Source organism: Halomonas sp. TG39a, assembly GCF_000744395.1.
Classification (GTDB): domain Bacteria; phylum Pseudomonadota; class Gammaproteobacteria; order Pseudomonadales; family Halomonadaceae; genus Vreelandella; species Vreelandella ventosae_B.
Map to the genome: position 1 here is coordinate 2,429,837 of NZ_JQLV01000001.1, position 13,904 is coordinate 2,443,740.

The 13,904-nt window shown below is 56.3% G+C and carries 14 protein-coding genes; 4 read left to right on the plus strand and 10 right to left on the minus strand.

Annotation, left to right across the window (positions count from 1 at the left end; genetic code table 11):
• Positions 1-86: 86 nt before the first annotated feature.
• Positions 87-1,754: a glucose-6-phosphate isomerase gene (pgi, locus tag U738_RS10870; RefSeq protein WP_035580193.1), complete on the plus strand. Its 1,668-nt coding sequence runs from the start codon at positions 87-89 to the stop codon at positions 1,752-1,754.
• Between the two features lie 146 nt (positions 1,755-1,900).
• On the opposite strand, the gene U738_RS10875 is transcribed toward pgi, so the two are convergent.
• Complete coding sequence (locus tag U738_RS10875) at positions 1,901-2,371, minus strand: GNAT family N-acetyltransferase (protein WP_035580195.1); 471 nt, start codon at positions 2,369-2,371, stop codon at positions 1,901-1,903.
• 138 nt (positions 2,372-2,509) lie between these two features.
• Positions 2,510-3,055 carry a DinB family protein gene (locus U738_RS10880; RefSeq protein WP_035580198.1) on the minus strand — a complete coding sequence of 182 codons (546 nt, stop codon included), beginning with the start codon at positions 3,053-3,055 and terminating at the stop codon, positions 2,510-2,512.
• Positions 3,056-3,269: 214 nt separating this feature from the next.
• On the opposite strand from U738_RS10880, the gene U738_RS10885 reads away from it, so the two are divergent.
• Complete coding sequence (locus U738_RS10885) at positions 3,270-4,355, plus strand: PA0069 family radical SAM protein (RefSeq protein ID WP_035580201.1); 1,086 nt, start codon at positions 3,270-3,272, stop codon at positions 4,353-4,355.
• A 41-nt stretch (positions 4,356-4,396) separates the two neighbouring features.
• Complete coding sequence (locus tag U738_RS10890) at positions 4,397-4,696, plus strand: winged helix-turn-helix domain-containing protein (RefSeq protein ID WP_035580204.1); 300 nt, start codon at positions 4,397-4,399, stop codon at positions 4,694-4,696.
• Positions 4,697-4,719: 23 nt separating this feature from the next.
• Here U738_RS10890 and U738_RS10895 read toward each other — a convergent pair whose 3' ends face one another.
• From U738_RS10895 to coxB, 4 genes are read right to left on the minus strand one after another with little or no spacing between them, the layout of a single operon-like run.
• A complete protein-coding gene (locus U738_RS10895; protein WP_035580208.1) occupies positions 4,720-6,897 on the minus strand; it encodes a heavy metal translocating P-type ATPase in 2,178 nt (725 codons plus the stop codon).
• 5 nt (positions 6,898-6,902) lie between these two features.
• A complete protein-coding gene (locus tag U738_RS10900) occupies positions 6,903-7,265 on the minus strand; it encodes a hypothetical protein (protein WP_231896835.1) in 363 nt (120 codons plus the stop codon).
• 4 nt (positions 7,266-7,269) lie between these two features.
• Positions 7,270-9,810: a cytochrome c oxidase subunit I gene (gene ctaD, locus U738_RS10905; protein WP_035580210.1), complete on the minus strand. Its 2,541-nt coding sequence runs from the start codon at positions 9,808-9,810 to the stop codon at positions 7,270-7,272.
• Positions 9,807-10,877 (minus strand): cytochrome c oxidase subunit II, encoded by a 1,071-nt coding sequence (coxB, locus tag U738_RS10910; protein ID WP_050714157.1) that lies wholly within the window; start codon positions 10,875-10,877, stop codon positions 9,807-9,809. Before coxB ends, ctaD begins: the two co-directional genes overlap by 4 nt.
• Positions 10,878-10,886: 9 nt before the next feature.
• On the opposite strand from coxB, the gene U738_RS10915 reads away from it, so the two are divergent.
• Positions 10,887-11,348 carry a DUF2231 domain-containing protein gene (locus U738_RS10915; protein WP_035583470.1) on the plus strand — a complete coding sequence of 154 codons (462 nt, stop codon included), beginning with the start codon at positions 10,887-10,889 and terminating at the stop codon, positions 11,346-11,348.
• A gap of 25 nt (positions 11,349-11,373) precedes the next feature.
• On the opposite strand, the gene U738_RS10920 is transcribed toward U738_RS10915, so the two are convergent.
• From U738_RS10920 to U738_RS10935, 4 genes are all read right to left on the minus strand, one after another.
• Entirely contained in the window at positions 11,374-11,799 is a 426-nt protein-coding gene (locus U738_RS10920; RefSeq protein WP_035580213.1) for a CopD family protein, read from the minus strand.
• A 79-nt stretch (positions 11,800-11,878) separates the two neighbouring features.
• The gene (locus tag U738_RS10925; protein ID WP_235208662.1) at positions 11,879-12,679 is read right to left on the minus strand and encodes a DUF2797 domain-containing protein; all 801 of its coding nucleotides are present in this window, start codon (positions 12,677-12,679) and stop codon (positions 11,879-11,881) included.
• Between the two features lie 43 nt (positions 12,680-12,722).
• The gene (locus tag U738_RS10930; protein WP_035580217.1) at positions 12,723-13,007 is read right to left on the minus strand and encodes a YeaC family protein; all 285 of its coding nucleotides are present in this window, start codon (positions 13,005-13,007) and stop codon (positions 12,723-12,725) included.
• Positions 13,008-13,017: 10 nt separating this feature from the next.
• The gene (locus U738_RS10935; RefSeq protein ID WP_035580220.1) at positions 13,018-13,869 is read right to left on the minus strand and encodes a rhomboid family intramembrane serine protease; all 852 of its coding nucleotides are present in this window, start codon (positions 13,867-13,869) and stop codon (positions 13,018-13,020) included.
• Between the last annotated feature and the right edge of the window lie 35 nt (positions 13,870-13,904).

Below are 13,904 nucleotides of genomic sequence, written 5' to 3' on the forward strand. Positions count from 1 at the left end.
ACTATCTGCCGTTTTTTATGTAGTATTTTTACATATACTTTTTCGATTCTGATCACCCAATTCATCTATAACAAACGGATCGCCCTATGTTTCAGCTCACTCGCAGTGTTACCTGGCAGGCGCTTGACCGCCTACGCGACAAAACCGCTAATGACCGCATTCGTGACTATTTCACTAATGACCCGCAGCGCTTTGAGAAAATGAGCTTACGGGTGGGCGGCCTGTTTCTTGACTACTCCAAGCACCATGTCTCCGATGAAGTGCTTAACAAGCTGATCGAGCTAGCCGACCACTCCGCGCTGGTACAGCGCCGAGCACAGATGTTCTCCGGCGATATTATCAACGTGACGGAGAACCGCCCGGTACTGCACACTGCCCTGCGCCACTTAGGCGATGAGCCGGTGTATGTTGACGGCGAAGACGTGATGCCGGAGATCACCCGCACTCGCGAGCAGATCAAGCTGTTCTCCGAAGCGGTGCGCAGCGGTGAGTGGAAAGGCTACAGCGGCAAACGCATTAAAGACGTGGTCAATATCGGTATTGGCGGCTCGGATCTTGGGCCCAATATGGCGGTTCGCGCGCTGCTCAAATATCGCCACCCGGAGTTGCACTTCCACTTCGTCTCCAACGTGGACGGCACCCATATTCAGAAGGTACTTTCGCGCCTCGACCCCGCCACCACGCTGTTTATCGTCTCCACCAAGACCTTCTCTACCCAGGAGACACTGCTAAACGCCAAAACCGCGCGGCGCTGGTTCCTGGAGAACGCTGGTGAAGACGCCGACGTGGGCGCGCACTTTATTGCCGCCTCCACCAACCGCAAAGCGGCCATGGAATTCGGCATTCGCGAAGAGAACGTGTTCGAATTCTGGGCCTGGGTGGGCGGGCGCTACTCCATGTGGTCGTCGATCGGTCTGCCGATCGCGCTTTCGATCGGTTTTGAGGGCTTTATTGAGCTGCTGGAGGGCGCTCACGAGATGGATAACCATTTCATCAACGCGCCCTTCTCCGAGAATATGCCGGTACTGATGGCGCTGATTGGTATTTGGTACATCAACTTTATTGGCGCCGAAACCCAAGCCATCGTGCCCTACGACCAGGCGCTGAACCAACTACCCTCTTTCCTGCAGCAGCTGGATATGGAGTCTAACGGTAAATCGGTGGATATTTTCGGTCACCCGGTGAATTACAAAACCGGCCCGATTGTCTGGGGCCAGACCGGCTCCAACGGCCAGCACGCTTTCTTCCAGTTGCTGCACCAGGGCACGCGCTACGTACCTATCGACTTTATTGCTTCGCTTAAGCCCGAGCCCGGCGTTGAAGACCACCACTTCGCACTGCTCACCAATATGCTCGCCCAGGCCAACGCCTTTATGGAAGGCAGCCAGGGGGACAGCAAAGAGCTTAGCCAACACGACCCCTACAGCTGCCCCGGCAACCGACCATCAAGCACACTGCTGCTGGACGAACTAACGCCGAAAAACCTGGGTGCGCTGATCGCGCTCTACGAGCATAAGGTGTTCGTGCAAGGGGTCATCTGGAACATCAACTCCTTTGACCAGTGGGGCGTACAGCTCGGCAAGCGCATCGCCGGTGAAATCAGCGAGCGCATCGACACCAACGCCGCCGACTTCGACGCCTCAACGCAAGGTCTGCTGGAACTGGTGCGTGCGCACTTCCCTAATGGCGGTAGCGGTGAGAAGGAAAGCGCACCAGCCAGTGCCGGTAAGAAACCCGCGAAGAAGAAGCGCTAGGCTAGCTTGCTAACCGGGTAGAAAAAAGAACGCCTTGGTTTGAGAAAACCAAGGCGTTTATGCTCGCCCTTATACGTCAAGCTACATAACATCAACGAACTAGTAAGTCAGAACTGACTCACTATCGCTTGGGGTAAACGTTCTGATCACTGGAGGTCCCAATACATTATATGTTGAGGCCCCGCAGCCCCGCCCAGGTAGTGCTCACCTGTTTCATGGAAGCCCGCCTTTTGGTAACAGGTGTGAGCCGCAGGGTTCTTGGCGTTCACCGTCAGGTAGATTCGGGGATAATTCGCATAGTTTTCTTTTAGGTAGGGAAACAGCGCTTTTACCGCCAACGTCCCAAGCCCTCTACCCTGCTGCTTGGCGTCAATGAAAAACGCGCGTAGGCCTATGCTGCCTTCCGTACAAAAATCATAGTCATCAGCGTAGGCTATATCGATTTTGAAGCATCCTACCAACTGGTCATCGTGCTTAATCACATGCAGATGCGTCGCTTCATGTCGATCAGTGAGAAACTCCTTAGCGGTCCCCACAAATTTCACCTGATCATCGCGCACCGCGATGTTGCGCACTTCAGCCACATCCGCTGCATCAAGTTTTTCTAGCTTGATCATCTAGTGCTCGCAACCGTCTTAATTAATGTGAAACCTTTCAATGTAAGTGACCGCTATCAATGATCTTCAGTATACATATATCTAATATGCATGGCCTTTCTCCCTTCACCGTTTTCCACCATATAAGGTGGTTAAACATCATATTGATGCTTCGTCCGGAATCAGCGCCAGCAGATCGGTGACACCAATGTCCACCCCGGCTTGGTAGAATAAAGTAGATACCTGTCCGCGATGGTGGGTTTGGTGATTGAAGAAGTGGAGAATCAGGCTTGAGTAGCGTCGTTTTGAGGCCACTCCTTTTGTGTTGTGATAACTCAGCGTGGTACTCAAATCGTCATCAGTTAGCGCGCCCACCCAGTTAATAATTACAGTATCAAGCCATCGGCGATGCGCTTTCAGGCCTTCCAAGTCATCAAACATCAATTCATCAAGCCGCTGTGGCGTAGGGAGGTCGACTATTACCGCAAGCGTTCTTGCGCTAGACGCGGGATGCGCTGCAAACCGCTTAAGCCAAATGGTATCGGCGACCACAACATGATTTAGCGTGCCAAAAATCGAACCGAAGAAAGCGCCACGCTCTTCGCTAAGCTCAGCGGTCGTCAGCCTGCTGGCAGCATCGTATACCTTGGTGTTCATCCACTGGTTATAGGATGCCATCAGCTCAAAATGTGGTTGCAGCTCCATAGGTCATATCGCCTCTTTCAATATGGGCGCCAGCGTGGCCGTGAGTGAAACGCCAACAGGCCCTAGTTAAGAGTATGAAATAACGGAGCGTCTGTTCATCCCCCGAATTTAGCATTTAAGCTCCTACCCCTCTGCTTGCGTCTTTTTATAAACGCCATATACTGTATATATAACCATATGCATACATCAATAGCATTTAGAGGTGAGGTGGCCAATGACGACTCCCGAACAAGCGTCTCATGCGTCAGCCGTGCGTAAAGGTCGCGGGGCAACGTACGATCCGCATAACCGTTTTGCGCCCACCCAAAGCAATGCGGAAGACGACGGTTGGTGGCGGGAGGAAACATCCACCACTATCGCCACCGAAGTACGTGAGGAAGTCAGCAAAAGCGCACTCTCCTGGAACAAATCGCCGGATTTACCCTTTGATCGATCACTAAACCCGTATCGTGGCTGTGAGCACGGCTGCGTTTACTGCTATGCCCGCCCCTCCCACGCCTACTGGGATTTGTCGCCGGGGTTGGATTTTGAAACCAAATTGATTGCCCGCAGCGGTTTAGTGGAGCGGTTAACTGAAGAGCTTTGTCATCCCAACTATGTGTGCCGCCCCATCAACCTTTCCGGCAACACCGACTGCTACCAACCGCTTGAAGCCAAACATCAAACCACTCGGCAGTTACTTGAGCTGCTACTGAAGTGTCGCCACCCGGTAACGCTAGTGACCAAAAGCACCTTAGTGCTGCGCGATTTAGAACTCCTGGCCGAAATGGCTGAGCACCGGCTGGTGCGCGTATTTGTTAGTTTGACTAGCCTGGATGCCAACTTGAAACGCACATTAGAGCCGCGGGCGGCATCTCCCCAGGCGCGCTTACGAGCCATTCGGGAACTGAATACCGCGGGCATTCCCGTAGGTACGCTGATTTCGCCAGTTATTCCGGGACTGACGGATCATGAAATCGAAAACCTTTTGGAAGCTGCCAGCCGTGCAGGGGCGCGCACTGCCGCCTGGATGCTACTGCGCTTACCCTATGAAGTGGCGCCGCTTTTTGAAGCGTGGTTAGAAGCACACTACCCAGAGCGCGCTGCGAAAGTGATGAGCCTAATACGTCAGTGCCGTGGCGGTAAGGCGTACGATGCCAAGTTTGGTAAGCGCTTTCGCGGTGAAGGGGTATTTGCGGATTTAATCGCCCAGCGCTTTGCCCGTGCCAGCCGCCAGTGGAACATGCAGGATCGCACCGAGCAGGGCTTGAATACACGGGATTTTCGCCCGCCACGAGCGCAGCAGGATTTATTCATTTAAGCTAAGCGGCATATGCAACAATTAGCTGAAAAGGAAGCCCAATGCCCGCTCTTAGCAAAACCAAATCAAGTTTTTACCGCCGTTTATACGTCGCCCATTTGATCGAACAAGGTGCTGCCAGCGTGCCTGCGTTGATCGAGGCCACCGGTATGCCCCGGCGCACCGCCCAGGATACGATCGCCTCCCTGGCCGAGTTGGATATCGAGTGTGTATTTACTAAAGATGACGGCGAGCGCCACAACATTGGCCGCTACCAGATACGTAATTGGGGCGCGATTGATCCACGTTGGGTGGCTACCAATGCAGAGCGGCTTAAACAGGCACTTGGCTATTCCATTTAGCTCTCTTCATTTAGTTAGCCCTCTTAATCCGGCTCAGCCCAGGCTAATCGTGCAGCGTTAAGGGTAACTGTCAGCGAGCTTGCTGCCATGGCGAGCACCGCGATTAGCGGGGGTATTGCCATCACGACCACCAAACCGAGCGCCAGAGTATTATACAGCGCTGAAAAGAACAGGTTTTGAGCCATGATGCGCCGGGTGCGTTGGGCAATGCCAAGCAGTTTCACTACCCCGCCAATTCCTGGTGCCATAAGCTGGGCAGCAGCCCCCTCCCGGGCGGTTTCGCTGGCACTTAGTGGCGCGATACCCACATCTGCTGCGGCCAGGCTCAAGGTATCGTTTAAGCCATCCCCCACGTAGAGCGTTGGCGATGGTAGCCCCCGCAATAAACGCGCTTTCGCTTCCGGCGAGCGCTGTGCATAGCAAGCTTCACGGGCAAGCCCCACACGCTCGCCTAACCAACTCACCGCGCCCTGCCGGTCACCACTAATCATCGCCACCACATACCCTGACGCTAACAGATGTTTCACGCTAGGCTCGGCGTCGCCCACCGGTTGATCAGTGAGATAGAGCGTGGCTAGCCAACCCACCTTATCAGCTATCACCACTTGAGAAGCAAAGGCCAGCGTTGCGTCCTCCGCTTGGGCAGGCAGCACGATACGCTGGCGAGCCAACCAATTGGCACTGCCTACCGTCAGCCATTCGCCGCTACTTAACTGCACGCGGCGTCCTTCCCCAGGCGATTCGTTGACCTCTATACACTGTTCAGGTCGCTGATCGCCTGGGTTACTCGCCCAGCGAGCGAGCGCTTGTGCTAAGGGGTGTTCGCTGCCCGCAACGGCGGCGCTGAGCTTGCGTTGTAACACCTGTTCATTAACACCCTCACGCGCTTGCCAGTGAAGCACTGCGTGGCTACCGGTGGTCAGAGTGCCGGTTTTATCCAGTGCGACCGAGCGAATACGTGCCAGGGTTTCAAGCGCGGCGGGGTCGCGCAGTGCAATCCCTTGCTGCATTGCCTGACCGCTCCCTGCCAGGCTTGCCAGCGGTACTGCAAGCCCGACGGCGCAGGGGCATGCCACGACTAATACGGAAAGCGCGCGCACTAAGGCATCCTCCCACCCCAACCCGAATAACAGTGCAGCGGGCAGTGTCAGTAACGCGAGCCCTAGTGCTAGCGGGCTTAGCCAGGCGGCAAAACGGTCAGCGAGCTTCTGCAGTTCACCTTTTTTGGCCTGATAGCGGCGCATTTCATCACACAGCCGATCCAGTCGCCGCTGGCCTACCCCAGCGCTGACCTGCATGACGATAGGCGTGGCACCCAAATAACGGCAGCCCGCGTATACCTTCTGCCCTGCTTGAAAATGTCGCGGCAAGCTTTCCCCAGTCAGTGAGGCGGTGTCGATCCAGCCGGGCTCTTCAAGGGTGCCGTCGAGAGCCACCATCGCACCGGGCGCTAGCTCAACGCGCATTCCCGTTTTCACGTCATCTACGGGCAGCGATATCCAGGCTTCCTCTTGCCAAGCAGTGATATTCACGTCCGGCAGCGTCAGGGCATCCAATGCTTTTAACCCCCGGTGGCGGCACAGCGTTTCCACCAGCCGCCCAACGAGTAAAAGCACGATCAGCATTACCGCCGTATCAAAGTAGACCTCTGCAGAGCCGCGCCATAGCAGCCATACCGACACCGTCACCGCGCCAATAACACCAAGGCTGACGAGCACATCCATACCGGGGCGCTTGGCGAGCAGCGTGCGCCACCCAGCCCGGTAAAACGGCACGCCGGCAAACAGCACAACGGGCAGTGAAAACGCCCCTGAAACCCAAGCGACTACCTGCTCAACCTGCTCGCTTGGCAGCGCACCGGCGTAGATCAGTAGAGAAGCCAGCATCGTCCACATGCCGAACAACGAGCCGACCATTAGTCTAAGCGTTAAGTAGCGGCTCTCCTCTTCTAAACGCGCATGGGCGTCCGCCACCGGCTCAAGCTCCGTCAGTCGGTAGCCCAGACGCTTAACCTTTGCAGCGAGATTCGAGAGCTGGGTAGCGGCAGGCGTGCCGCTGATGCAAAGCGTTGCGCTTGGGTAGTGCACGCTAACCTCACGCACGCCTTCAAGCCGCTTAAGCGAACCCTCCACGGCTAGGGCGCAACTGGTGCACCACATACCGTGGAGGGTATAGAGATTTTCCGCGTTGCCGTCAGTCATGCCACTCACAAACAAGGCGGAATGCCGATAATCGGCATTGCCGCAAACACAACGCCTAAGGTAGAGAAAAGATACAGCCCGGCGGACACCGAAGCATTAAAACGCAGCCGCCCGACCTGGCGCTTGGCCATCTGGCAGCAGCCCACCGTTAATGCCGTCAGTAACGCAATCGCTGCGACACTGACGGCAAGCAGCATAGCGCTCACCAGGGTGAATACGCCCTGCTCGGGAGCAGGCGGTGCGACTGCGCAGGCAACCGCATGCCCACCATAAACCACTATAAACCAGATACACCACAGCGTTAGGCCAATGACGAAATGTAGTGGATGGGTAAGGTGTAGGCGCTGCATTGTAGGCGGTTTCCACATCAGATTAGCTCCCTATTACACGAGGCAACACGGCAAGCGCGCCCACGAGTATCCAGAAGGTCACCAGGTTATAGCGCCACCATTGGGCAACCACAGCGGGTTCGAAAGGCGCATGAGCACCCACATAGCCATAGCCCACCCGCAGGCCTTGAAGCAGGGCAAGCACGGCGCCTAAACCGCCATGTAGCAGCGCATAGGCTAAGCCAACCATGATGATTGCATCATGGGAGGTCTCGGTCACTGCCAAGTCTGCACTTAACAGCACCCACAGCGTCATCGCTACCTGCACAAATCCAAGGGCACTGATGCCATACATGCCCACTGCCAGCCCCGCATCCCTACCCTGTCGCAAACCGCTAACAAGTTTTTCGAGAATTCCTGCGCCAGCGGTTAGCGCTGCCCCGGCAAGAATCAACCCCAGCAAGGAGAGCGGTGAAGACTCAGGCATCCGCCACTCCGGCGACACCGTCCACAGGTAAAACCAACCAAACAAATACGAGAGAAAGAACGAGCCATTGGCGATTAGCGTGATCGACATGGCCCATAGGCCGGGGCCATCCATGGTACGCGAGTGCAGTGGTGGATCGCCGGGAGCAACTTCTGCATCCGGGGCGGCTTTTGGATGCGCCCCGTTCTCCCACGACCAGCGCAGCAAAAATAGCCCAGCGATAACCACCGCGATGCCCGCCAAGGGATAAAGGCGCGTTAGCAAGCTAATACATACAACCGCCAGCGCCATGGCAGCAAACAGCGGCCACCAGGAATTACCCGGAAGGTGAATGATTTCGCGCACTTTGCCCGTTAATGGGTCACTGCCCCACATTTCACGGCGGCCGTGAGTCGCCACCGCCAGGCTATGCTGCCCTTCTGCCATGGTGCGTGGCAGGTCGGGATTATCCCAGAGCGGATGACGCGTCTCGACGCTGGGTAGGCTGACAAAGTTATAGGCGCTGGGCGGCATGCTGTTAGCCCACTCAAGAGTGTCAGCATTCCAGGGGTTATGCTTAGCGGGTTTGCCAAAACGGAAATGCAGCGCAAAATCGAGCAGCACCATGGCAATCCCCGCCGACATAATAAAGCTACTCATGGACGAGAGCAGATTGAAAATATCCCAGCCCATGCCCGTTTCATAGGAGTAAACCCGCCGCGGCATACCCAGCAGGCCCGTCCAGTGCATGATTAAGAACGTGCCGTTAAAGCCTAAAAAGGTCAGCCAAAAGCCCCATTTGCCTAAGGTTTCAGACGGCATCCGTCCGGAAAACAGCGGCAGCCAGTAGTAAAGCCCGGCAATCAGCGGAAAGAACATCCCGCCCACCAGCACATAGTGCATATGCGCCACCACAAAATGGGTGTCGTGCACCTGCCAGTTAAACGGCACCAGCGCCAGCATCACCCCAGTCAAGCCACCACACACGAAGATAATCAGGAAGCCCATGATCCACAGCATCGGCAGTTTCATTTTGGGCTTGCCCAGCCATAGCGTGGCCAGCCACACAAACACCTGAATCGCCGTGGGCACCGCCACCAACATACTGGCGGCGGAGAAGAACGCCTGGGCCAGTTGAGGGATGCCCACGGTAAACATGTGGTGAACCCAAAGCCCAAAACTGATAAAGCCTGTCACGGCAATGGCAAACACCACCCAGCCATAGCCAACAATCGGACGGCCAGCAAAGACAGGTATCAGCGTGGAGACAATGCCCGCCGCAGGCAGGAAAATGATGTAAACCTCAGGATGGCCGAACAGCCAAAAGAGGTGCTGCCAAAGAATCGGGTCACCGCCACCCGCCACTTCGAAAAAGGGCATCCCGACTGCGCGCTCAAGCTCCAATAGAATACTGCCCAGAATCAGCGGCGGGAAACCGACCACGATCATCAGCGCCATGGCGAGGATATACCAGGCAAACAGCGGCATTTTGTGCAGCGCCATGCCCTGGGTGCGGGTACGCAGTATCGAAACCACCAGTTCTACCCCGGCAGAGAGCGCGGAGATCTCAACAAAAGTAATACCCAGCAGCCAAAAATCCGAGCCCAATCCCGGGGAGTACTCGCTGCTGCTTAGCGGGGTATACATAAACCATCCGCTATTCGGCGCCATTTCTAGCACCAGACTAAACGATAGGATGATGCCGCCAAACAGATAGCACCAGTAACCCAGCGATGTAAGCCGTGGGCAAACCAGATCACGGGCGCCGATCATCTTGGGAATCATATAAATCGCCAACCCTTCCAGCATTGGGATGGCGAACAGAAACATCATCACCGTGCCATGCATGGTGGTGACTTGGTTATAGATATCCGGGGACATAAAGTCTTGATCGGGGAGCGCCAACTGGGTGCGCACCAGCATGGCCAATAGGCCACCAATCAAGAAGAACACCATCCCGGTAACCATAAAACGTAGGCCGAGCGTGGTGTGGTTAACAATGGTGAGGGCTTTTAAGCCCCGCGGATTGCCCCATATGTCGTGCAAGTCGCTGTGCAGTTGATGGGGACCTTTGATGTTATCGCCTTCGGGGGTCGCTTCACGGTTGATAGTGGTCATGGGGTGAGCGTCTCCAGCCAAGCACCCAGGCTCTCCAAGGTGGCCGTCTCAATATCATCGTGGGGCGGCATTTTGTTGCCCGGCTTTAAATCTTGATGGTGCTGTAGCCAGCGGGTTACCGCCCCCTCTTCCATGGCCATAATGCCCGCCCCAAGGCTGGTGCGGTTGCCAAGATCGGAAAGATCCGGCCCCTCCCCACCCGAGGAGAGTCCCGCTACCCGATGGCAGCTCGCGCAATGGGTCATAAAGGCCTCCCTGGCCGGCTCATGCTGTTGATCGTTTTCCGCTAGCGACGACAATGCGTCCGTTTCGCGAGCGGCCAGCCAAGCCTCGTACTCGTCGCGCTCGACGGCTTCTACATAGAGCTGCATTTGGGCATGCTGGGCACCGCAAAACTCGGCGCACTGGGCGCCAAATACCGCCGGTTCATCCGCTTCCAGACGAATTTTATTCACCCGCCCGGGAATCATATCGATCTTTCCACCCAGGCGGGGCACCCAGAAGGCGTGAATCACATCGGCACCGGTGACGTGAAAATCGACCGGTTCTCCCGCCGGCATAATAAGTTGATTAGCGGTCACCACCTCGCCCCCTTCCGCCCCTGGGTAGCGGACTTCCCACCACCATTGATGGCCGATAACTTCGATGACTTCCGGTGGTTCTCCCAACGGTAGCGGCAATAAACGCTGCCCAGTGGGCACCCCGAAGGCCAGTAGCGTGGTAATGCTTGCCACCGGCAGCAAAATGCCGCCGCCAATAATCCAGCGACGAGCTATTGTTCGCTCCTCGGCAGGCGTTCGCGTTACTTCTTTGCGCTTGAAGGTATACAGCCAAAAAGCGGTGACCAGCACCAAAACCACGCTGCCAAACCCCAGCATTACCCACCAGATCATCACCACATCGCACGCGGCCTGACCGGCCGGGTCTAGAATAGACTTATCCCCCGCGCAGCCGGTTAGCAACAGCCCCGCAAACAGCGCTAGCGTTACGCCAAGTGAGTTGACCCGCTGCGGGGTTAAGCGTTGAATAGTGTGTCTTACCCTTTGAATTGCTGTTTCGGCCCACAGGAAGTGACCATGGCAAAACCTCGTCAGCGCTCGATTAAAAGCCGCGCGTCCCTCGCCGGCCACCCGCTTCATCCCGTGATGATTCACTTTCCCGTCGCAGCCCTGATGGCGCTGGTGGCAAGCGATATCGGTTACCTGCTGAGCGGCGATCCCTTTTGGTTGCGCGCTAGCCTGTGGCTGGCAGGCGTCGGCGCGTTTGGCGGCTGGATTGCCAGTACGGCGGGCATTATCGATCTGGTCACCGTGCCGCGCATTCGCCGCCTGATTACCGGCTGGAGCCACGCCATCGTCGCGGTGGTCATGCTCTCGTTGGCGTCGCTGAACTGGCTGCTGCGCTTCAACGACCCCAGCGCGATTCTGCCCTGGGGGCTGGCGGTCTCGCTGGTCACGGCGGCGTTGATCGCCCTGGCGGGCTGGCTGGGTGGCCAGCTGGTGTATGAACACGCGGTGGGTGTCGAGGTTGAGGATTAACGCTAATACGTTAAAAGTCATCGTGTTAGCTCCAATCCAGTGGTTTTGCTAACACAAACCCCAGCACGCTTAGAATGCCTGCCAGGGCTAAACAGAGCGCCGTCCAGTTGGCGGGCTTAACCCAGCGGTAGTGGCCCATCTCAAGGCGCAGTATTAACCAGCCAAAACAGCCGTGCGCAGCCACCATGGCCACGACGGCACCCAGCTTTAAGATCAGCCATCCGCCCAGCAGGCCATGCACGAGAAACAGCAGCGTGCCTGAGGTAATCGCCACCAGGGCAGCTGGGGTAGCAATAGAGTTATAAAAGAAGCGCGGCATGGGCGGCGTGCCCTGGGCGAAGCCCGCGTCTTTGCGCAGTTGCAGTGCCTGGCTGAGTAAGGCAGGCAAATAAAGCAGTGAGCCGCACCAGATCACTAGCGCGGCAATGTGAAGCAGTTTAAGCCAAGGCATCGGGGCTTCCTTGCGTTGCATAAGGCGGGATCAGATCACTCCCTAACCTTAGTCAAAACACCCTCATCTGGCTAGCCGCCTAACTCACTTGTATCTCGTAACCCGTGAATTTGCGGAGATTAATCACCCCGCTATCAAGGATCAAATACTGCCCTTTGATGCCGTGCAGCACGCCTTCCACCAGCGGCTGTTTATCAAAATTATGCGAGACCACTTTTTTGGGGAAAACGCTGACGGGGTAGTGAAAATGCTGCGGCACCGCTTCCAGCGTGCGAATCGCCTCCGCGCCATGGGTCTCACGCAGTTGGTTCAATCCATCGGCTAGCAAAGTCAGCAAACGATCACGCTCGGCGCTTAAATCCATGGTTTCGACATCGCCCTTGAGCATCGCACGCCAATTGGTACGGTCAGCCACCTGCTGTTTAAACAGCATTTCGACAAAGCCGGACTGCTGACGAGTATCCACTTCAAGAATCGGCAGCGCCTGAATCGCGCCTTGATCCAGCCAACGGGTAGGCATTTGGGTTTTGCGAGTAATGCCGACTTTGAGCCCCGACGAATTAGCCAAATAGACAATATGCGGCTGGAAGCAGTGCCGCTCGCCCCACTCCGGCTCACGGCAGGTGCCTTGGAAATAGTGGCAAGTTTCCGGCTTCATGATGCAGGTATCGCACTGGGCTAGCCGCTTGAAGCAGGGGTAGCAGTGGCCCTGGGCAAAGCTTTTCTTGGTCGCCCGCCCACAGTGGGTACAGGCAATGGCACCCGTCCAACGCAAGCTAAGCGGCTCACCGATACGCTCGTTAAGCGCAACACGGTGCTCACCCGCGCGCAAGTGGTAAACCACTGGCTGGTCTTGGCGGCCAGGTAGCGCTGCCGCCATTTTGCTTAAACAGCCCTGTACTGAAAAGCCCGGTACTGCCGCTTCAATCACGCGTGGCATCCCGTGCCAAGCCGGCCATTTCAGGCGTTACGCCAGCACCGGTAGCCGCCGCCCCGCAGGTACGCTGCTCTAGATACCCAACGCGGTTCTCCTCAGGCACGTTATTCTCCGCCTCAAAACGCATAACGGCTTCTAGGCAGAGTTCGGTCTGCTCCGGCGTTAAGCGGCGACCGTCGGGCCATTTACGCAGCGATACGGCTTGTTTAAGGCTCTCGTAAATCGCTGGGGTCATCTGATTGATCATTTTTTCGAACGTCATTTCGCTCATTGCAGGCCTCTTAACGATTTTTCAAACGGCGGGATGAATAATACCAGCCTGTGACCAGCCCCACGAGTAAACCGCCCAAATGCGCTTCATTAGCGACATTGCCAAAGCCAACGCTGCCCGCCATATCGGTCATGGTGAACACCATCCACCCCAGCATAAATACCACCAACATCTGGGGCACAAAGAAGCCACTTTGGGGAACCCGTCGTGACATCAACCAAACGTGGGCCAGCAAGGCGTAAACAACGCCTGACATGCCACCAAATAGCACGGTACCGGTTGCGTACTGCGCCACATTAGCGCCAATGCCCGCCACAACAAGCAGCAGTAGCATGGTACGGCTGCCCTGTAGGGCCTCGACCTGGCGACCGAAATACCACACCCACATCAAATTGAAGATTAAATGCATCCAGCCAAAGTGCAGAAAAGCGGGCGATAGCAAGCGCCATACTTGCCCGGAGGTAAGCGTTTGCGTCAGGTTGCCGAACACAAGTTCACCACCCGAAATACCTATCGGCACGATGGTTAAAGTAACAATCAACTGGTCGCCAAAAACACTAATCAGTGCAAATATCACCAGGCTAATCACAATCATCAGCGCCGTCACCGGCACTTGTTTTAGCGCAGCCAAGGAGTTGGCCATCGTGCGTGGATGCTGATTAGGCTGCTGGAGCACCAGGGGTTCCCCCTGCTGCCAGCGTTCAACCAAGGCTTTAAGCGCATCTAGTTGGCGCGGGTCGGCGACCCATAGCAGTTGGCCGTCGGCCTCATCGGTAATGCGGTGGCCAATGCGATGGCGCCAAAGCGCCTGGCGCAGTTTGCTCGTATCCGCGTGATCGGGCAGAAGCATCACTGGATGCATAACATCCCTCTAATCAAAGCGCTGACGTCATGCTG